The organism is Flavobacterium sp. (assembly GCF_027533505.1).
Classification (GTDB): Bacteria; Bacteroidota; Bacteroidia; order Flavobacteriales; family Flavobacteriaceae; genus Flavobacterium.
The window spans coordinates 88935-108724 of record NZ_JAPZUB010000029.1 but is presented as its reverse complement, the minus strand read 5'-3'; the positions used below and the strand labels follow the sequence as shown (position 1 = coordinate 108724).

Annotated in this window: 18 protein-coding genes and 1 tRNA gene; 9 read left to right on the top strand and 10 right to left on the bottom strand. The window is 42.9% G+C overall.

The window, feature by feature from the left end; translation table 11 throughout:
* Nucleotides 1–21 precede the first annotated feature (21 nt).
* Both rpoN and O9316_RS06610 read left to right on the top strand, forming a co-directional pair.
* Entirely contained in the window at nucleotides 22–1488 is a 1467-nt protein-coding gene (gene rpoN, locus O9316_RS06615; protein WP_298347075.1) for an RNA polymerase factor sigma-54, read from the top strand.
* Nucleotides 1489–1514: 26 nt separating this feature from the next.
* Entirely contained in the window at nucleotides 1515–2120 is a 606-nt protein-coding gene (locus O9316_RS06610; protein WP_298204274.1) for a hypothetical protein, read from the top strand.
* Here O9316_RS06610 and O9316_RS06605 read toward each other — a convergent pair.
* The 5 genes from O9316_RS06605 to O9316_RS06585 all read right to left on the bottom strand — a co-directional run bounded on the left by O9316_RS06605 (nucleotide 2115) and on the right by O9316_RS06585 (nucleotide 6446).
* Nucleotides 2115–2837 (bottom strand): outer membrane beta-barrel protein, encoded by a 723-nt coding sequence (locus tag O9316_RS06605; RefSeq protein ID WP_298204273.1) that lies wholly within the window; start codon nucleotides 2835–2837, stop codon nucleotides 2115–2117. The genes O9316_RS06610 and O9316_RS06605 overlap by 6 nt on opposite strands.
* A gap of 485 nt (nucleotides 2838–3322) precedes the next feature.
* A tRNA-Ser gene (locus O9316_RS06600) sits at nucleotides 3323–3409 on the bottom strand.
* Nucleotides 3410–3456: 47 nt separating this feature from the next.
* Nucleotides 3457–4485: an asparaginase gene (locus O9316_RS06595; protein ID WP_298204272.1), complete on the bottom strand. Its 1029-nt coding sequence runs from the start codon at nucleotides 4483–4485 to the stop codon at nucleotides 3457–3459.
* Nucleotides 4469–5611 (bottom strand): 1-acyl-sn-glycerol-3-phosphate acyltransferase, encoded by a 1143-nt coding sequence (locus O9316_RS06590; protein ID WP_298347073.1) that lies wholly within the window; start codon nucleotides 5609–5611, stop codon nucleotides 4469–4471. Before O9316_RS06590 ends, O9316_RS06595 begins: the two co-directional genes overlap by 17 nt.
* A 64-nt stretch (nucleotides 5612–5675) precedes the next feature.
* The gene (locus tag O9316_RS06585) at nucleotides 5676–6446 is read right to left on the bottom strand and encodes a TatD family hydrolase (protein WP_298204270.1); all 771 of its coding nucleotides are present in this window, start codon (nucleotides 6444–6446) and stop codon (nucleotides 5676–5678) included.
* Between the two features lie 77 nt (nucleotides 6447–6523).
* On the opposite strand from O9316_RS06585, the gene O9316_RS06580 reads away from it, so the two are divergent.
* On the top strand, nucleotides 6524–6961 hold the full coding sequence (locus O9316_RS06580; protein WP_298204269.1) for a retropepsin-like aspartic protease: 438 nt from the start codon (nucleotides 6524–6526) through the stop codon (nucleotides 6959–6961).
* On the opposite strand, the gene O9316_RS06575 is transcribed toward O9316_RS06580, so the two are convergent.
* The 3 genes from O9316_RS06575 to O9316_RS06565 all read right to left on the bottom strand — a co-directional run bounded on the left by O9316_RS06575 (nucleotide 6958) and on the right by O9316_RS06565 (nucleotide 12647).
* Nucleotides 6958–8223, bottom strand: coding sequence for a TCR/Tet family MFS transporter (locus tag O9316_RS06575; RefSeq protein ID WP_298204268.1), 1266 nt, complete (start codon nucleotides 8221–8223; stop codon nucleotides 6958–6960). The genes O9316_RS06580 and O9316_RS06575 overlap by 4 nt on opposite strands.
* 225 nt (nucleotides 8224–8448) lie before the next feature.
* Nucleotides 8449–9675: a 2-oxoglutarate dehydrogenase complex dihydrolipoyllysine-residue succinyltransferase gene (gene odhB, locus O9316_RS06570; protein WP_298204267.1), complete on the bottom strand. Its 1227-nt coding sequence runs from the start codon at nucleotides 9673–9675 to the stop codon at nucleotides 8449–8451.
* Between the two features lie 194 nt (nucleotides 9676–9869).
* Entirely contained in the window at nucleotides 9870–12647 is a 2778-nt protein-coding gene (locus O9316_RS06565) for a 2-oxoglutarate dehydrogenase E1 component (protein ID WP_298204266.1), read from the bottom strand.
* A gap of 117 nt (nucleotides 12648–12764) precedes the next feature.
* On the opposite strand from O9316_RS06565, the gene O9316_RS06560 reads away from it, so the two are divergent.
* A complete protein-coding gene (locus O9316_RS06560) occupies nucleotides 12765–13292 on the top strand; it encodes a hypothetical protein (protein WP_298204265.1) in 528 nt (175 codons plus the stop codon).
* On the opposite strand, the gene O9316_RS06555 is transcribed toward O9316_RS06560, so the two are convergent.
* Both O9316_RS06555 and O9316_RS06550 read right to left on the bottom strand, forming a co-directional pair.
* Nucleotides 13289–13642: a hypothetical protein gene (locus tag O9316_RS06555; protein ID WP_298204264.1), complete on the bottom strand. Its 354-nt coding sequence runs from the start codon at nucleotides 13640–13642 to the stop codon at nucleotides 13289–13291. The genes O9316_RS06560 and O9316_RS06555 overlap by 4 nt on opposite strands.
* A gap of 3 nt (nucleotides 13643–13645) precedes the next feature.
* A complete protein-coding gene (locus O9316_RS06550; protein WP_298204263.1) occupies nucleotides 13646–14620 on the bottom strand; it encodes a polyprenyl synthetase family protein in 975 nt (324 codons plus the stop codon).
* Nucleotides 14621–14780: 160 nt separating this feature from the next.
* On the opposite strand from O9316_RS06550, the gene O9316_RS06545 reads away from it, so the two are divergent.
* The 5 genes from O9316_RS06545 to O9316_RS06525 all read left to right on the top strand — a co-directional run bounded on the left by O9316_RS06545 (nucleotide 14781) and on the right by O9316_RS06525 (nucleotide 19765).
* A complete protein-coding gene (locus O9316_RS06545) occupies nucleotides 14781–16055 on the top strand; it encodes an NAD(P)/FAD-dependent oxidoreductase (protein ID WP_298204262.1) in 1275 nt (424 codons plus the stop codon).
* 87 nt (nucleotides 16056–16142) lie between these two features.
* Complete coding sequence (locus O9316_RS06540; protein WP_298204261.1) at nucleotides 16143–16649, top strand: YceI family protein; 507 nt, start codon at nucleotides 16143–16145, stop codon at nucleotides 16647–16649.
* Nucleotides 16650–16658: 9 nt separating this feature from the next.
* On the top strand, nucleotides 16659–17252 hold the full coding sequence (locus O9316_RS06535) for a TetR/AcrR family transcriptional regulator (RefSeq protein ID WP_298204260.1): 594 nt from the start codon (nucleotides 16659–16661) through the stop codon (nucleotides 17250–17252).
* Between the two features lie 11 nt (nucleotides 17253–17263).
* Complete coding sequence (locus O9316_RS06530; protein ID WP_298204259.1) at nucleotides 17264–18604, top strand: TolC family protein; 1341 nt, start codon at nucleotides 17264–17266, stop codon at nucleotides 18602–18604.
* A 15-nt stretch (nucleotides 18605–18619) separates the two neighbouring features.
* Complete coding sequence (locus tag O9316_RS06525) at nucleotides 18620–19765, top strand: efflux RND transporter periplasmic adaptor subunit (protein ID WP_298204258.1); 1146 nt, start codon at nucleotides 18620–18622, stop codon at nucleotides 19763–19765.
* The last annotated feature ends 25 nt before the right edge of the window (nucleotides 19766–19790 follow it).

Sequence of the window (19790 nt, the reverse complement as noted above, 5' to 3'; positions counted from 1 at the left end):
TTGTAGCAAAAACTGAATTAGATGTTAAAACAAAACCTACAATTTAAACTCTCTCAAAAACTGTCCCCGCAGCAGATTCAGTTGATGAAATTGATTCAGTTGCCAACCCAAGCTTTTGAACAACGTTTGAAAGAAGAGTTAGTCGAAAATCCGGCCCTAGAAGGGAGCACGGAGCAAGAAGAATTGTATGAAAAAGAGGAGTTTGATCCGCAAGACGATTACGACGAATACGACGGAAATGAATCCATTGAAGCCGACGACATCAACATTGATGAATACCTGAGCGACGATGAAATTCCCGATTATAAATTGACCGCCAACAACTACAGTGATGACGATGACGATCGCGAATCTCCCTTGGCCGCAGCGGTTAGTTTTCATCAGGATTTACTGAATCAATTGCAAACCTTTATTTTGAATGATACTGAAATGGAGGTTGCCGAATTTGTTGTGGGTTCAATTGACGACGATGGGTACCTTCGCCGAAGTATCCAAGACATGGTCGACGATATGGCCTTTACGCAAGGCATTTTCACCGATGAAAAAACAGTAGAACGAATCCTTAAATCCATCATTCACGAGTTGGAACCTTCAGGTGTGGGGGCACGTGACTTGCAAGAATGTTTGTTATTGCAGTTGAAACACAAAACCCCTACAGAGTCGATCGCTTTAGCCACGCGTATCATCGACGAGCAGTTTGACGCTTTCACCAAAAAACATTACGAAAAGTTACTTACCAAATACAGCATTAGTCAGGAGCAATTAAAAAAAGCTATTTCCGAAATCGAGAAATTGAATCCCAAACCGGGAGGAAGCTTTTCAGGGAGCCGAGTTACCGAAAATATAGTCCCCGACTTTATGATTCGCGTGGTTGATGGCGAACTCGAATTGACCTTAAACGGGCGCAATGCTCCCACACTTCATGTTTCCCGAGACTATCAAGAAATGTTGCAAACGTACAAGGATTCTAGGGATAAATCAGCGGCACAAAAAGACGCTGTGCAATTTATCAAACAAAAATTGGATTCGGCCAAATGGTTTATCGATGCGATTAAACAGCGGCAAGAAACCTTATTTGTCACGATGAATGCCATCATGCATTTTCAATACGATTACTTTTTGGAAGGCGATGAATTGAAAATCAAACCCATGATTTTAAAAGACATTGCCGATATGGTAGGCTTGGATATTTCTACCGTTTCGCGGGTGGCCAACAGCAAATATGTGGAAACACCGTACGGAACCAAATTGATTAAAGAATTCTTTTCAGAGGCCATGAAAAACGACCAAGGAGAAGATGTTTCTACCTTGGAAATCAAAAAAATTCTGAAAACAGTTATCGAAGAAGAGGACAAAAGTAAGCCCTTACCCGATGATCAATTGGCTGAAATTTTAAAAGAAAAAGGCTACCCTATTGCCCGTCGCACCATAGCCAAATACCGGGAACAATTGGACATTCCTGTGGCACGTATGCGAAAGAAAATTTAGGGTAACTACCTAATGACAATCGACTTGTGAAAAAAACGCTCCCTTTTTTTTCCTACCTCTTCCACCCCATTTTCATCCCGCTTTTGGGATGCCTAGTTTACATTGCTTTTAGCGAACGTTTTTATTCCCAAGAGCAGTACTTTCTATTGTTGTTTCAGGTAGTCATTATTACCTTTTTCTTACCGCTATCGTTCTTTTATCTATTGCGCACCTTTGGGAAAGTAGATTCTTTCATGATGTCGGAGGTACAGCAACGAAAAATCCCTTTGGTAATGCAAATGGTCCTCACCTATATTTTAATTCATAAAAGCATTACCATTGAACGCTTCCCCGAACTTTACTTTTTCTTTTTGGGTGGATTTGTAAGTACGTTTATTGTTTTTCTTTTGTTATACATTCGATTCAAAGCAAGCATCCATATGGTCGCCATTAGTGCGCTGACTTTTTTTGTGATCGGACTCAGTGTCCATTTTCAAATCAATCTCATGTATACGATAGCGAGTCTATTTGTACTCACGGGACTAATTGCTTCCTCACGTTTGTATATGAAAGCGCATACCCCTTTGGAGCTGATGATCGGGTATGCCTGTGGAATTCTCCCTCAAATAGTGTTTTGGTATGCGTGGCTATAAAATATAAAATTGAAGTCCAATATTCAAATTCCGCAAATTCATAGGCGCACCATTGACTTCTGCATTTTTATACAAGGCATTTAAGCCATAATAAAGGTATAGATTCCAGGTATTCCAGCCCGCAGTTACGTAACACCCGTACAAAAGTTTGTTTAAATCGGGATTATTACGAAACGTTACCGATTGCACATCGTTTTGAAAACGGTACGTATCGGCTAAGAGGTAACTCACTTTAAAGCCCGTGTAGATGCGCCAAAATTTGTGACTACTCAAGGTAGAAGCGCGCCAACGAAATTCCAAAGGGACTTCAACAAAATGCTGTGTAAGGCGATTACGTTGAAAAAAAGTATCGCCAGAAATAAGTTCATAGGTATAGGCAGAACCGTTGGGTGTAAGATTTGGATACTGATACAAATTGTGATTATACACCGCCAAGCTATATCCTAAGCCCAAAGCAATGGCGTAGGTACGCGCTTTATTGATGGGCATATCCCGTAAAAATCCAATTCCAATCCCAGGAGAGAATTTTTTTTGAGACAGGCCGTCCAAATTTCCAGCACTATTGTAGGTAAAGGTAAAATAGAACTGATCCTCGCGATACAATGAATCCACCACTCTAATTTCAGGTTCAAGCGGTTGCTCCTCTTGCGCTTGCAGCGAAAAGGGCAATAGGAATCCATAAATCCCCCAAAATAAATACGTCCAAAACTTTTTCAAGGCGTTGCCATTTGTATGTACAAAACTACATAAAAAATCAGCAAGCCCACGATGGATTGTGTGTAATTAAACGATGTGAAATAACTTTGTTTAAATGTAAATTGAAATGCATACAATTAAAAAAACCCATACTACTTAGACTAAATTTACAGATTTAATCCCTTCTTCTCAACAACCCAAGGGCAGCGCTACGCACTGTGCCCTTTTTGCATCCTACAACCCTTCAAAAAAAAGGGATTACTCACGTGATCCCCAATGTGGACTCCGGTACAACCCAAGGGCAGCGCTACGCACTGTGCCCTTTTTGCATCCTACAACCCTTCAAAAAAAAGGGATTACTACCGTGATCCCCAATGTGGACTCCGGTACAACCCAAGGGCAGCGCTACGCACTGTGCCCTTTTTGCATCCTACAACCCTTCAAAAGCAGAGCTCTTGGGGTTTTCGGATGCAAAAAGGGCAGGCCACCGGCCTGCCCTTGTCTTGCAGAGAGGAAGGGATTCGAACCCTCGATGCAGTTACCCACATACAAACTTTCCAGGCTTGCTCCTTCAACCACTCGGACACCTCTCTAATTTGGATTGCAAATTTGATGTATTTTTCGCAATAATCAAAATGTTTTACGAATTCATTTCGCCCCGTAAAGGGGTTTCAAATACGGTCTTAAAGACCTTGGGCGCAACCTGCTGTCCTAGTAAATACATGAGTTTAGTGACCGCTGCCTCGGTTGTTATATCTTTTCCGGAAATGACTCCTATTTGCTTCAACTGCGTACTTGTTTCATACTGCCCCATATTCACACTTCCCCCCGAACATTGCGTCACATTAACAATCGGAAGGCCCTGTTGAATTGCTTTCTCCAAGATAGAAATAAACCACTCTTCTGTGGGCGCATTGCCCGATCCATAGGTTTCTAGAATCAACCCATGCAAGTTGGGTATGGCTACCACTGCCTCTAAAACCGCAGCCGTAATACCTGGAAACATTTTTAAAACCACCACATGAGCATCCATCATTTTGTGGACAACCAATCCCTTTTTGGCAGGCGGTAACAACGCTGCCGTAGTTACATTCAAATGCACACCCGACTCCGCCAAAGCTGGATAATTGGGCGATGTAAAGGCATTAAAATGTTCGGCATTGATTTTGGTCGTGCGATTCCCGCGGTAAAGTTTGTACTCAAAATATAAACAAACCTCCTGAATTACGGGTTTCCCCTTATGTTGTAACGAGGCAATTTGTATGGCAGTAATTAAGTTCTCTTTGGCATCGGTACGCAAGTCACCAATCGGTAACTGCGACCCTGTAAATACTACGGGCTTGGCTAAATTTTCGAGCATAAAACTCAAAGCCGAAGCCGAATAGGACATGGTGTCGGAACCGTGTAAAATAACAAATCCATCGTACGCCTCGTAATGCGATTCAATCAGCGTTGCGATTTCCTTCCAACGACAGGGATTCATATTGGAAGAATCTATCGGATGGGAAAATGAAACCGTATCGATCTGGCAATCCAATTGTTTAATCTCTGGAATTTTTTGAAGTAACTTGGCAAAATTGAAGGCTTTAAGTGCACCGGTTTTGAAATCTTTCATCATCCCGATGGTGCCTCCCGTGTAGACCAATAAAATATTAGGCTTGACTTGCATGACGGTACTTCAATTGATTGATCACCGGATTGGCATACATGGCCAAAAATCCTTCACGCATTACTTCATTGTTGCCATCAATACGCATTTCCAAACGCCGTTCAAAAAGCGATTTCTCAGCTTCGGTATACTCAGCGGCATAGGTATCCGTATGGTGCAATAAATCGTAAGCAATATAATTCGTTGGCCAGAGTTTGTACGATTGTAAAATGGAATCGTCAATCACTTGTGCCAACGCTTGAATTTGTTTATTGGTATTGTCGTTTTCGGCTTGAATCTGATCCAATTCGGTGTCCAAAACTTTTCCCACATGCAAATGGATACGCTTCTTCTGACCAATGATGCCACTTAATAACGTAATAAAATCTTCATTTTTTTCTTTGATATAAATCTCTTCTCGTGCTTCCGCCATTAATTGAGGCATTTTTAAAGCATCGGTCGGGTCGTATTCATAAGAAATGGAAACAGGAACAATTTTTATCTTTTTAAAGTAATCCAAGATGTTTTTCTCATCCGATCCCATGGCCAACATTTTCAACACGCCACTATGGGTGGCATCATTACCATCTTTCGTGCGCCCTTCGCGTTGGGCAATCCACACTGAACGATTTTCGCGGAGCAACAATTGCGCAATGTATTCGGACATGAGTTTGGAGCTTTCCAACAATTCTCGAGGCGGTAACCCGCGTTGCACCACAAAATTACGGTTCAACTTGGACAAGGTTTTTAAAAAATCTTTCTTCACCAAATTATCGCCAATCGCTGAGGCCGTCATCACCAACCCGTGATCAAAAAGACACACGTTCAAAATGGACGTGTCCAAAATAATATCACGGTGATTGGAAATAAACAAATAGGACGTATTGGGTTCCAACGTTTCAAACCCAGAAGTTGACAACCCATCAGAGCTTTTTTCCAACACTTTTTGAACCGCTTGGTAGGCAAAATTGATTTGAAAATCACGAATGGAATGGGTACGCAACAGTTGAGCTTTCCATACCTCTTCTTCCACTTGTGGATAGGCAAAATTCATCAACGCTTTCATCATCGGATGGTTGGCCACCGCCTGAAGCGCCGCATTGACTTCTGCATCGTAAAACGGACGAATGGCATCGAACTTTTGCATGGGTTTTTGTTTGATTAGGATAACAAAAGAACAAAAAAATAATGACTTTTTGGTCAAATTGGTGTTATATTCCGAACACGTTTTGCGCGTTTTTGGTCGTTATTTCAGCGATTTCTGTTAGCGTAACACCATAAATCTCGGCTAATTTTTGAGCAACCAACACGGCATAACTACTTTCATTCCGTTTGCCACGATACGGCACAGGGGCCAAATACGGCGCATCGGTTTCCAAAACAATATGTTCAATATCAATTTGATTCAAAAACTGATCTATCTTACCATTTTTAAACGTCACCACACCGCCAATACCCAACTTCATGCCCAACCCAATTGCGCGTTGGGCCTGATCAAAATCGCCGGTGAAACAATGGAAAATGCCAAATAATTCAGAAGACCGTTCGCTTTCTAATACCTCAAAAACTTCCTCAAAAGCGTCACGGCAATGAATGTTTATGGGTAATTTCATCGCTTTCGCCCATCGAATTTGCTGTTGAAAAGCTTCCTGCTGTAGGGCCAACGTCGTTTTATCCCAATACAAGTCAATACCGATTTCCCCCACCGCACAATACTTTTGGGTTTCTAGCTGTTGCAACACCCACGCCAATTCCCGCTCATACGTTTCCGGCTTGACATAACATGGATGCAAGCCCATCATTAAAAAAACATTATCGGGATAGTGTTCCTGCAAATCCCACATTTTTTGGGTATACGAAGCATCGATAGAAGGCACAAACAAACGGCGCACTCCCGCCTCCAAGGCACGATGCATCATCGCCCCTCGGTCGTCTCCAAATTCTTCCGAATACAAATGGGTGTGGGTATCAGTGAAAAGCATAGCCAAATTTTTGCGGCAAAGGTACAAAGGAAAGCGAATCGTAAGCTAGTATTCTGAGATATTCCTACCTTTGACCCATGAATCAAATCCCCGACATTTTACACCAGCAAGGCTACAAATCCATTCCCTTTCGCGTGACCAAAACGCAACATTTGGTTCTTTATGCAAAAATCAATGGCGTTCGTGGACGGTTCATTTTAGATACCGGAGCCAGCAACAGTTGTTTGGGCTTTGAAGCCGTGGAAAAATTTCATTTGCAAACGCAACACTCCGCTACCAAAGCTGCCGGAGCTGGTGCTACAGGACTTCATACCGAACAATCCCTAAGCAATAGGCTGCAACTTGGCCGTTGGAAAAATCCTCATTTTCCGTTAATTGTTTTGGACTTAACACACGTAAACACCGCATTGCAACACTATAACGTCAAACCCGTTGATGGAATCATAGGGGGTGATGTTTTGCTCGAAGGCCATGCCCTAATCGATTATAAAGCGCGAAAACTGTACTTACTTTAAGCCTTTTTCCGTAAAGTCATAAACGAAATAATGGTACTCACCAACATCAAAACGCCTCCGAGCACAAAAGGAGCCCCCGCAAATTGAAACGGGGCTTGGTCGTGGGTGAAAAAGTAAAATAACGACGTCATTAACGGTGGCCCTACGATAGCCGAAGCGCTCATCAAACTCGAAAGCGTGCCCTGAATTTCCCCTTGTTCATTGGCAGGTACTTTTCCCGAAATGACCGACTGCATCGCCGGACCCGCGATTCCTCCCAAACAGTAGGGAATTAAAAAAACAAATAGCATCCAACCCTCCGTGGCAAAAGCAAACAAAAACATCCCAATCGTATACAGCGCATTGCCCACATAAATACTTTTCTCGTTGCCGAGTTTTGGGTTAATCCAGCGAATCAAGCCGCCTTGCACCAAGCCCACTAAGAGACCGATAACCCCCAACGAAATCCCAATCATCCGCTCTTGCCACCCAAACTTATACATGGTAAAAAAGCTCCAATTACTATGCACCGCATGGGAAGCTACATACAACAAAAAGATAGAAATCACCAACGGAATCAACACGGGATACTTGCGTAAATTCAGAAAAGCACCAATCGGATTCGCGCGTTTTAAACTAAAATTACGTCGGTTTTCGGGCGCCAACGACTCGGGTAAAATAAAGTAGCCATATAAAAAGTTCAACAAACACAACACCGCTGCGGCATAAAACGGAACCCGCGCTCCATATTGGCCCAACAAGCCGCCCAATACGGGACCGATGATAAAGCCCAACCCAAAAGCAGCTCCAATCATTCCAAAATTCTTCGCCCGATTTTCTGGAGTGCTCACATCGGCAATGTACGCCGACGCCGTGGTAATGCTCGCGCCCGTGAGCCCTGCAATGATGCGCCCAATAAACAACCACGTAATCGTAGGCGCAAAAGCCAACAACAAATAATCCATCGAAAACGCCAAAAGCGAGAGCAAAATGATTGGACGTCGTCCAAATTTGTCACTCAAATTCCCTACCAAAGGGGCGCAAACAAACTGCGTAATCGCATAGGCAAACGTCAGCCAACCCCCAATTTTAGAAGCTTCACTCACATCACCTTGAATCAATTCTTGAATTAATTTCGGGATCACCGGAATAATAATGCCCCACCCCGTAATATCGATAAGCATCGTGATAAAAATAAACCCAATGGCGGCTGACTTGTTTTTTTGCATCGTTCTGTTGGTTTGGGCGTGTCCCCGCCATTTACTTTTATTTTCCCATTTCAATTCACGGGGCGGGGTCGCGCTATCCGCAGTATCTGCCTCCCTTTCGTCCGGCAGGATACTTGCTCCTATCGCTCACGCAGCTGCAAAGAAAAGAAATTCTCTGCGATAAATTGCTGTGCCCTCAAAGTTGCTTTCCCCATAGAAGCAATACCATAAAAAAATCCCAAACCTTTTGAGTTTGGGATTTTTACATATAGAGGCGCCTCATCGGAGGCGGAAGAAACCCTAAAGCTCTAAAGCTTTCTTAGGGTTGTTATGCATTAATAGCTCTACTGGATTTTCTAACGCTTCTTTGACCGCTACCAAGAATCCAACCGACTCGCGTCCGTCGATAATACGGTGGTCATACGATAAAGCGACATACATTACGGGAGCAATCACGATTTGACCGTTACGAACGATAGGACGATCAACTACGTTGTGCATTCCTAAAATACCGGATTGTGGCGGATTAATAATCGGTGTACTCAACATACTTCCGAAAACCCCTCCGTTGGAGATGGTAAACGTACCACCCGTCATTTCATCTACCGTGATTTGTCCGTCGCGTGCGCGAATAGCCAAACGCTTGATTTCGGCTTCTACCCCACGGAACGATAAGGTTTCGGCATTGCGCACTACAGGAACCATCAAGCCCTTCGGACCCGAAACCGCCACTGAAATATCACAGAAATCATAGGATACTTTTTCTTGTCCATCGATCATGGAGTTGACATCGGGATATAATTGCAAGGCACGGGTAACCGCTTTCGTAAAGAACGACATAAAGCCTAAGCCTAAACCGTGTTTATTTTTGAATTCGTCTTTAAATTGGTCACGCAACGCATAGATATTGGTCATATCCACTTCGTTGAAGGTTGTCAACATGGCCGTTTCGTTTTTTGCAGCCACTAAACGTTCGGCCACTTTACGACGCAACATAGACAATTTGGTACGATCCGAACCCCGATTACCCCCCGTGGGTGTACCCATAGAAGGTACCGCGTTGATGGCATCTTCTTTAGTGATACGTCCGCCTTTACCGGTTCCTACAATATCGGAAGGTTGTATGTTTTTTTCATCTAATATTTTACGTGCAGCCGGCGAAGGCGATTGTGCAGCATACGTGGCAGCAGGTACTGGCGCTGGCGCGGGTGCGGGTGCAGCTTTTGGAGCTTCCGCAACAGGTTTTGCTTCTTCTTTAGCAGGTGCAGGAGCGCCACCTTCCGGTTTTGCTGCTGCGGTATCAATAAGACAAACGACAGCGCCTACGGCTACTGCATCGCCTTCTGATGCTTTTAAAGTGATGATACCACTGGCCTCAGCTGGTAATTCTAAAGTAGCTTTGTCCGAGTCTACCTCAGCGATCGCTTGGTCTTTCTCTACATAATCACCATCTTGGACTAACCAGGTAGCGATTTCCACTTCTTTAATCGATTCGCCCGGAGAAGGCACTTTCATTTCTAAAATCATAATCCTTTAGTTTAAAAGTTTTTGTATTGTATGTGTTGTTCTTTGTGGGAACGTTATTGATTTGCAGGTTGCCCTAGCCTCGACCTGCCTGCCGGCAGGCAGGTTGTGCAAGTATCCTTGCCATCCTGAAAGGTGGGAAGATACTGCGGAAAGCGGGAAATACCTTCCTTCCGGCAGGCAGGGCTCCTAAAAAATTAGGAACGGAATAAATTTTTATCAAATACCATTCGGATGGCATCAGCATGGCGACGACGGTCACGGGTGTGACTACCGGCTGCTGGTGCGGCATAGGCTTTTAAGGAAGCCAAGCGCCAAGGTACTAAATCAAAATTCATTAACATATAACCGTAGGCACCCATGTTCTTTGGTTCTTCTTGTGCCCAAACATAATCATCGGCATTCGGATAGGAAGCGATAATTGCTTTTAATTGGTCTACCGGAAGTGGGAACAACTGTTCGATACGCACTAATGCCACATCGGTACGGCCTAAGTTTTCGCGCTCAGCCAAGATGTCATAATAGAACTTACCGGTACAGAATACTACGGTTTTTACTTTTTTCTTATCTACGCTGGTATCGTCGATGGTTTCTTGGAAATGGCCATTAGCTAATTCATCTACTGAAGAAACACATAACGGGTGACGCAACAAACTTTTCGGTGAGAATACCACCAACGGTTTGCGGAATTTCGTTTTCATTTGACGACGCAACAAGTGGAAGAAGTTGGCGGGTGTCGTACAATCCGCAACATACATGTTGTGGCGCGCGCACAATTGCAAGTAGCGCTCCAAACGTGCAGAGGAGTGTTCGGCCCCTTGTCCTTCATAGCCGTGAGGCAACAACAGCACAATACCGTTTTGATTGTTCCATTTGTCTTCCCCACACGAAATATATTGGTCGATCATGATTTGAGCCCCGTTGGAGAAATCCCCGAACTGTGCTTCCCAAATCGTCAAGGCATTGGGATTGGCTAAGGCATACCCATAGTCAAAACCTAAAACACCATATTCCGAAAGGAAAGAATTGAAAATATGGAATTTCCCTTTTTTCCCTTTCAACGAATCTAATAAAACAACTTCTTCTTCGCTGTCTTCCACCTTCACAACCGCATGACGGTGCGAAAACGTTCCGCGCTCTACATCCTGCCCTGAAATACGTACATCATACCCTTCCAATAATAAGGTTCCGTACGCCAAGGTTTCGGCGGTTCCCCAATCCAAGGTATTGTTATCGTACATCGTTTTACGGTCGGAAACAATTTTTTGGATTTTGCTGATGAATTTCTTGTCGGATGGTAAAGTAGAAACGGTTTCGATGATTTGATCCAATTTCTTGCGGTCAAACTTGGTATCTACGCGCTTCAACATTTCATCATCAGATACTTGCACAAAGCCTTTCCATTCGTCTTGCATGAATGGAGTGATGATGGTTTTATCTTTTTTGCGCGAAGCTTGGAGATTTTCATCCAATTTCGCTTTGTAGTCATTTTCAATTTTGGTCAAATACGCCGCATCAACAATCCCTTGTGTGATTAATTTCTCGGCATAAATATCGCGTGGATTTTTATGACGGGCGATGATTTTGTACAACACGGGTTGCGTAAATCGTGGTTCATCTCCTTCGTTGTGACCGTACTTGCGGTAGCCCAACAAGTCGATGAACACGTCGCGTTTGAACTGCATACGGAAATCGAGTGCAAACAACATCGCGTGTACCACGGCTTCGGTATCATCGGCGTTTACGTGCAACACGGGCGACAAAGTCACTTTGGCCACATCGGTACAGTAGGTTGACGAACGGGCATCGAGGTAATTGGTGGTGAAACCCACTTGGTTATTGATTACAATGTGAATGGTACCACCTGTTTTGTATCCGTCAAGTTGCGACATTTGAATGATTTCGTACACAATACCTTGACCGGCTACCGCGGCATCTCCATGTACGGCGATAGGCAATACTTTGGAGAAATCGTCGGCGTAGTATTTATCTTGTTTGGCGCGGGTAATCCCTTCAATCACAGCTCCTACAGTTTCAAGGTGCGATGGGTTCGGTGCCAAATTGATGTTGATTTTTTTACCCGATTTGGTTTTGCGTTCCGCGGTCAATCCCAAATGGTATTTAACGTCACCATCAAAATACTCTTTGTCGTAATCTTTTCCGTCAAATTCAGAGAAAATATCCTGAGTGGGTTTGCCAAAGATATTGGCCAACACGTTCAACCGACCGCGGTGCGCCATCCCCATAACAAACTGCTCCACGCCTTTTTCGGCGGCCGCATCAATGACAGCATCCAAACCGGGAATTAAACTCTCTCCTCCTTCCAGCGAGAAGCGTTTTTGACCTACATATTTGGTGTGTAAAAAGTTTTCAAAAGCTACTGCTTCATTCAATTTACCCAAAATATGCTTTTTCTCCTCTGCATTAAAGTTTGGTAAATTATCGTTGATATTGAGACGATCTTGAATCCACTGAATTACTTCAGGGGTACGCATGTACATGTACTCAATGCCGATATGTTGGCAGTACACATTTTTTAAATGTGCCAAAATCGCTTTTAAAGTAGTGGGCTGGTGTCCCAAGGCGCGGGCTGCGTCAAAAACGGTATCTAAATCTGAAGTGGATAAACCAAAATTCTCGATGTCAAGATTGGGACTGTACACGCGGCGTTCACGTACCGGATTGGTCTCGGTAAACAAGTGGCCGCGAGTGCGATAGGCATCGATAAGTTTTAAAACATTAAACTCTTTTTGCAACTTCTCAGAGGTAGCCGCAGTTCCAGCATCACTATTGGCATAAACAACCAATTGTTCTCCTGCATTATCCGTATCGCTGTAATGCTCCAAGGCAAAGTCAAATCCTTGAAAAAAAGCGCGCCAACTGGGCTCTACGCTGTCGGGACTAACGAGGTATTGTTCGTATAAATCTGCAAAAAATTGCGTGTGTGCTGCATTTAAAAAGGAAAACCGATCCATGCTATAGTTGGGTATGTAGACTTGTTGTGTGAAAAATTAGGGCAAAAGTATGACATTTATAACAATCTTTCAATGTTTTTACTACATTTATGTCGCTAAATAAATATATACCAAAACATGCGAAATAAAGTTGCTAAATTTTTAACAAAACCTTTACAAATACTGTTGTTTTTAACGCTAACTGTTTCAGGTTTTGCACAAGATAAAACGCCCTCTAAATTCTGGGATAAGGTGCAGTTTGGCGGTGGATTTGGATTGGCGATTGGAAGTGGATTTTCGAGTTTTTCGGTGGCTCCCACTGCGCTATATAACTTTAACAATTATTTAGCAACGGGCGTCGGTCTTCAGTATAGTAGTTTGCGGGAGAGAAATAACTTTTCTTCACAAATGTATGGCGTCACTTGGATCGGCTTAGTCAACCCTATAGAAGAAGTGCAAATTTCTTTGGAACTGGAACAATTACGGGTCAATTTAAAGTCTGATTTCAACAACCTTACCGACAACTTTTGGAACACAGGGTTGTTCTTGGGGGCGGGGTACCGTGTGGATGGTGTGACCATCGGATTTCGTTACAATGTGTTATTTCGCGCCGATCAAGGCGTATATGGTGATGCCTTTATGCCTTTTGTACGGGCGTTTTTTTAGTAGTGTGCACGAAACCACACTTTCATCCATTCGCGACGTAACACCAAATACGCAATTTGCTCGGCCAATACGACGGTGTCAGCTCCATCGAGTTGCTTGAGGTTATCTTCGGGAACGTCAATGATATATAACAAGTTAAGAAGTTCGGCATAGTGCTGTTGAAGGAGTCGATACATCTTTTCGTGCAATTGGATTTTTAAGTCACTTGGCGATGTTGAAGGATGAAAATCGACGGGTTCGTTGGCCAAATTAAAATCCTTGTTGATTTGCTCTAGCAACTTTCCATACAGTTGAATGGATTCCGCTTCATGAAGCAATTGATCGGTAGTGGCAGGAGCTTGAAAGGTCATGAGTTACACTTTTCGATTCATCAATTTTTCACCAAAAGCTTGCAACATGGCCTTCTTGTCCTCGTGAATATCCATTTGAGCCAGCGTTTCGAAAGATTTGAAAGTAAAATTTTTAATGGCCTCTTGTGTCGCCGCAGCAGCCCCAGTACTCACAAACAATTCTTTCACAGAATGAATTTTATCGGTGTTATCTGCGGGTTGTATCGAAAAAAGATGCGCCAATTGTTCCCGTTCGTTGGGTGAAGCAAACTCCAGCGCTTTCAAATAAAGATAGGTTTTTTTATTTTCAATAATATCCCCTCCTACTTGTTTTCCGAAGGTGGCGGGATCCCCAAAAGCATCCAAATAATCGTCTTGCAATTGAAACGCGATGCCTAAATTTCGTCCAAAATCATAAATCAAATTCGCGTTTTCGGCAGAAGTTCCCGCCACGATAGCGCCCATTTTAAGGGCAGCGCCAACCAATACCGCGGTTTTGTATTCGATCATTTTTAAATATTCATCCAAAGTCACATCATCGCGGGTTTCAAAATCAACGTCGTATTGCTGTCCTTCACACACTTCAATGGCTGTTTTGCTGAATAATTTGGCCAACTCAAGGAAAATCTCGGGTTCGTAGGCCTCAAAATGCTGGTAGGCAAGAATCAACATCGCATCACCGGACAAAATTCCGGTGTTGACATTCCATTTTTCATGCACGGTTTCATTACCGCGTCGCAACGGAGCGTCATCCATAATGTCATCGTGAACAAGCGAAAAATTATGAAAAACCTCAACTGCAGTAGCTGCCGCCAACGCTTTTTTACAATCGCCATCAAACACATCCGTAGCCATCAAGGTAAGTACGGGGCGCATGCGTTTTCCGCCTAACGATAAAATGTATTGAATGGGTTCGTATAAATTGCGAGGTTCTTTGATCACGGCAAGCGATTCAAAATAGTCGGCTATCAATTGTTGGTAAGAAGCGAGCGGCTGCATAGAATGTTAAATTACTCCCGACAAAGCTAATGAATTTCAATGCGATTCCTCATACAAAGCAACAATTTCAAGCGTGTTAAATTAGCGTTAAGAACAAGGAAACTATTCCAGTACAAAAGTTTCCTCTTTACATTTGTACCGAATTTTAAATCGCCTACCCATGAAAAAGCATGTGGTTATTGTGGGCGGTGGATTTGCGGGAATGAACGTTGCCCGCCAGTTAGCCAACCATCCGCACCTTGACATTACCCTCGTTGATAAAAACAATTACAATTTTTTTCCACCCCTATTATACCAAGTGGCCACAGGATTTCTAGAGATATCCTCTATCAGTTATCCCTTCCGAAAAATGTTTGCTAGTACACGGAATTTGAAATTTTGGATGGGCGAATTGCAATCCATTGCTTGGGAAAAAAATACCATCAACTTGAACAACGGAAGCCTATCGTATGATTACCTAGTTTTGGCCACAGGAACTACAACCAATTTTTTTGGAATGAAAAATGTGCAACTCCATGCCATTCCGATGAAAACCCTGGAAGAAGCCTTAAATATGCGCAATTTGATGTTGCAACGGGTAGAAAAAGCGGCCAACAGTCGCGACCCGCAAGAACAACACGAATTGATGACGATTGTGGTCACCGGTGGGGGTCCGACAGGTGTGGAATTGTCAGGAATGTTTGCTGAAATGAGCAAAACCATCATCGCACAAGAGTATCCCGAATTGGGGCATTTAACCCCTTCCAAAATTTACCTTATCGACGGCGGTTCGGAATTACTTTCACCAATGAGTGCCCACGCCCAAAAAGCCACCTTACAAGCCATCCAAGAATTGGGGGTTGAAGTGCGCTTAAACAGCCATGTAGTGGATTATGATGGGGAAACGGTAACCTTGCGCGATGGCAGTAAAATTCGGGCGCGAAACCTGATTTGGGCTGCGGGTGTCACTGCACGTCGATTTGAAGGTTTGGATGAAAAGAGTTACGGTCGAGGCAATCGCTTGCGCGTGAATGCCTATCATATTGTGGAGAGCACAACCAATGTCTATGCATTGGGCGATACCGCTTTTATGGAAACCGATCCTGATTTTCCCAACGGGCATCCTCAAGTGGCTCAAGTCGCTATGCAACAAGGGAGCAATTTTGCAAAAAATATCGTGCGCGAACTCAAAAACCAACCTCCAGTGCCATTTCATTACCACGACAAAGGCTCGATGGCCATCATTGGACGCAATAAGGCGGTGGTCGACTTGGTTCGTCCCAACTGGCATTTCAGCGGATTCTTGGCTTGGCTCACCTGGTTGTTGGTGCATTTGATGTCGCTATCCATGCCGCGTAACAAAGTAAACACGCTGTACCATTGGGCATTGGCGTATTTCAGTCGCAATTCCTCTTTGCGTATGATCATTCGCCCAGATCGAACAAAAACACCCTAAGAGAATGTTAATTTTCAGTTAAGAACACGGAAACTATTTTAGTGTTAAAGTTTCCTTATACTTTTGCCCGTGAAAAAATTACCTACTATGCATCCGAATACGAATTGGACCCTTGACCCTGAAGCTTCTGCCATTGTGTTGAAACCTTCGCGCCGTGTGCGTCGTTACATCAACAGCACTTTGCAATCGGGAACAGGTTCTATTGTTTTGAACGCTAATGAAATAACTGATGCGCAACTCGAATTTGATTTAGACCTTACCGCTACGTCCTCCTTGGGAACCATAGCCACACATACACCACCACGTATCAGTTTTAAATCCTTATCGTTTCAAAGAATTAACCCCAACATCAATTTTATTAAAGGCGTTCTCACCCTAAATAACGTGAGTCGTATCGTGGAATTGGAATTAGTGCTTACCGATTTAACGCAGGAAAACGATGGGGAGAAAGCGTCCTTTGAAATTTATGGCATCTTGAATAAACGCGAATTTGGGTGGAACAACAACGGGCCTATCCTTATCGATGGTTATCCGTTGGGACAAAATTTAACTTTAACGGCCCATATTGAATTCAAACACTATGCTGTCGCTTAATCGAATAGTATGAAAGAGAAAATCATCAAAAAAGCAACCGAAATGTTTTTGAAGTTGGGCTTCAAAAGCGTAACGATGGATGACATTGCCTGTGAAATGTGTATTTCTAAAAAAACGATTTACAAGTATTTCAGCAACAAAGAAAAATTGATCGAGGAAGGTACCGAAGTAGTGCATCAAAAAATTCATTCGCTAATGGATGAAGTGGTCGCTCAAAACCACAATGCCATCGCTGAAAACTTTGAAATTCGAAAGATGTTTAAAGAAATGTTTCAATCGTTTGATCATTCACCCGCTTATCAATTGAAAAAACATTACCCTGAAATCTATGAAAAAATGATGGCCAATGAAATTCAAGATTGCAGTCAACTTTTTACCCAAAACATTGAAAAAGGAATCGCCGAAGGATTGTATCGCCCCGAAGTTGACATTGCGGTCGCAGTACAATTTTATTACACCTTAATCTTTTCCATTAACGAAAATACCTTGTACGAAAAAGAAGCTTCAGAATTGGAAGCCAAAGCTCTTGAATACCACACCCGAGCCATTGCAACACCCGCTGGTTTAGAAGAATTAGAACGACAATTAACCCTACATACTTAATCATCAATCCAATGAAAATCAGAATCTTTGCAGTCTTACTGCTGCTCCCTGTGCTGCTGAAGGCACAAGAACAGCCTCAAGCGTATGCCTTTACGCTCAAGGAGGCGATAGATCATGCCATTCAATACAACTATTCGGCCATCAATGCCAATCGCGATGTAGAAGCGGCAAAAAAGAAAAAATGGGAAACCACTACCATAGGGTTACCTCAAATCAATGGTAATGTAAGTTACCAAGATAACTTTCGCCTCCAACAATCCTTGATTCCCGCTGAATTTTTTGGGGGACAACCCGGCGAATTTATTCCGGTGGCTTTTGGCACAAAACACAATATGAATGCCGTGGTGACCCTATCACAATTGCTGTTTGACGGATCTTACCTCGTGGGATTACAATCGGCGAAAACCTATTTGAAAATCTCCGAAAATGCCAAAGTCAAAACCAATCGCGAATTGCGGGAAATCGTTACAACCACCTACGGAAATGTACTTTTGGCTGATGAAAGTATTCTTATTTTCGATCGCAACAAAGCGGCTTTAGAAAAAACGCTTTCAGATACCCGTGAAATCTACAAAAACGGTTTTGCCGAAGAGGAAAGTGTCGAACAACTACAGATTACTTTGGCCTCTGTAAACAGTGCTTTAGAAAATGTAAAGCGGCAGAAACGAATTGCATTGGACATGTTGAAACTTGTTTTGGGTATCAACCTCGAAGACCAATTGACGCTGAAAGACAAACTTGAATTTTTGACCCAAACCAATATGGATTTGGCCATTTTGAAAGAACAATTTGAAGTCAAAAACAATATCGATTATCAAATTGGACTAAACACCTTGACCAGTTCAGAATTGTTGTTAAAACTTGAAAAAAGCAAAGCCTTACCCTCTTTGGGAGCGCAAGTCAACTTTGGAGCCAATACATTTGGCAACCGCTTTACCATGTTCAACAGCGACCAATTATGGTTTAATTATTCCAATGTAGGGTTGGGATTAACCGTGCCTATTTTTAGTAGCTTGGGACGAAGTGCTCGCACGCAACAAGCTAAGATTGCTTTAGAACAATCGAAAACCCGTTTGACCGAGTTGGAGCAAACCTTAAAACTTCAATTTGAAAAAGCCAAAAGCGATTATGAATTCTCTTTGGAGCAATTGGGCACTTCCAAAAACAGCATGAATTTGGCAGAGCGGATTGAATCCAAAAATCAAATCAAATTCAAAGAGGGATTAACCTCAAGCTTTGATTTGACCGATGCCCAGCGTCAATTGTACAGCGCACAACAATCGTATTTACAAGCCATGGTTGATGTAATCACCAAACGCGCGGCCTTAGAAAAATTACTCAGTAAAAACTAAATAAACTTTCCTTACATGAAAAAATATATCACCCTCGTTCTGACCACAGCCCTTTTGATTTCTTGTGGACAAAAAGAAGCCTCATCCGCTTCGATTGACGCCTTGATTGAAGGCAAAAAAGTAACCGAATTACAAGCAAAAAAATCGCAACTACAAGCGGATATCAATAAAATTGACGCTGCCCTAAGTGCCTTGAATGTTAAAGTGGATGAAGCGTTAGTAGGCATTACTACGGTAAAAGACACGCTTTTTAACCATTATCTTGAAGTACAAGGAAATGTCGATACGAAAGAAAACATTCTTATTCAACCTGAATTCAGCGGAACCTTAATCGCCCTGAATGTCAAAGCGGGGCAGCCCGTGAGTAAAGGACAAATCTTGGGCCGCGTGGACGATGCTGGATTGAGTCAGCAATTGGCGAGTTTGGAAAACCAATACGCCTTGGCCAAAACCAATTTCGACCGTCAGAAAAACTTATGGGACAAGAAAATTGGTTCTGAAATGCAATACTTACAAGCGCAAACCAACATGGTAACGGCACAAAAAGGAGTTGCGCAGTTGAAAGCACAATTGGCCAAAACCATCATTCGCGCTCCTTTCACGGGAACTATTGATGAAGTATATGTTGAAAAAGGACAAGTAGTTGGTCCAGGCTCCCCACAAGGATTGATGCGTATTGTCAATGTAAGTAATATGTATGTGTCGACTACCGTTCCTGAAACGTATGTGGGCAAATTAAAAGTGGGCACTGAAGTAGATGTATTGCTCACCTCCATCGGAAAAATGTACAAAGGAAAAGTACGTCAAGTGGGTAAATTTATCAATCCAAGCAACCGTAGCTTTGGCATTGAGGTGAGTGTTCCCAACCCCCAAGGATTATTACGTCCGAATCAGGTAGCCAAATTGCGCATCATTGATTATACCAACAAAAATGCGGTGGTTGTTCCTTCCAATGTGATTCAAAAAGATGCCGAAGGAAACAGCTATGTCTATACGGTGATCGATCGGGATGGAAAAACAGGTAAAGCCAAGAAGACCCTAGTGAAAACAGGACAATCTTCCGATAATTTGACCGAAATTTTGGAAGGCGTTAGCGCTGATGATGTGATTGTCACCGATGGCGTAAACACGATTTCAGAAGGAATGAAGTTGAATTTTTAATAAAAATAAAACCATCTCATAACAA

Excerpts from the sequence above, each read along its gene's own strand:
- rpoN (WP_298347075.1), top strand. The coding sequence starts at position 22 with ATGTTAAAACAAAACCTACAATTTAAACTCTCTCAAAAACTGTCCCCG.
- O9316_RS06595 (WP_298204272.1), bottom strand. The coding sequence starts at position 4,485 with ATGCAAGTCAAGCCTAATATTTTATTGGTCTACACGGGAGGCACCATC.
- O9316_RS06590 (WP_298347073.1), bottom strand. The coding sequence starts at position 5,611 with ATGCAAAAGTTCGATGCCATTCGTCCGTTTTACGATGCAGAAGTCAAT.
- O9316_RS06585 (WP_298204270.1), bottom strand. The coding sequence starts at position 6,446 with ATGCTTTTCACTGATACCCACACCCATTTGTATTCGGAAGAATTTGGA.
- O9316_RS06580 (WP_298204269.1), top strand. The coding sequence starts at position 6,524 with ATGAATCAAATCCCCGACATTTTACACCAGCAAGGCTACAAATCCATT.
- odhB (WP_298204267.1), bottom strand. The coding sequence starts at position 9,675 with ATGATTTTAGAAATGAAAGTGCCTTCTCCGGGCGAATCGATTAAAGAA.
- O9316_RS06565 (WP_298204266.1), bottom strand. The coding sequence starts at position 12,647 with ATGGATCGGTTTTCCTTTTTAAATGCAGCACACACGCAATTTTTTGCA.
- O9316_RS06560 (WP_298204265.1), top strand. The coding sequence starts at position 12,765 with ATGCGAAATAAAGTTGCTAAATTTTTAACAAAACCTTTACAAATACTG.
- O9316_RS06555 (WP_298204264.1), bottom strand. The coding sequence starts at position 13,642 with ATGACCTTTCAAGCTCCTGCCACTACCGATCAATTGCTTCATGAAGCG.
- O9316_RS06550 (WP_298204263.1), bottom strand. The coding sequence starts at position 14,620 with ATGCAGCCGCTCGCTTCTTACCAACAATTGATAGCCGACTATTTTGAA.
- O9316_RS06545 (WP_298204262.1), top strand. The coding sequence starts at position 14,781 with ATGAAAAAGCATGTGGTTATTGTGGGCGGTGGATTTGCGGGAATGAAC.
- O9316_RS06540 (WP_298204261.1), top strand. The coding sequence starts at position 16,143 with ATGCATCCGAATACGAATTGGACCCTTGACCCTGAAGCTTCTGCCATT.
- O9316_RS06535 (WP_298204260.1), top strand. The coding sequence starts at position 16,659 with ATGAAAGAGAAAATCATCAAAAAAGCAACCGAAATGTTTTTGAAGTTG.
- O9316_RS06530 (WP_298204259.1), top strand. The coding sequence starts at position 17,264 with ATGAAAATCAGAATCTTTGCAGTCTTACTGCTGCTCCCTGTGCTGCTG.
- O9316_RS06525 (WP_298204258.1), top strand. The coding sequence starts at position 18,620 with ATGAAAAAATATATCACCCTCGTTCTGACCACAGCCCTTTTGATTTCT.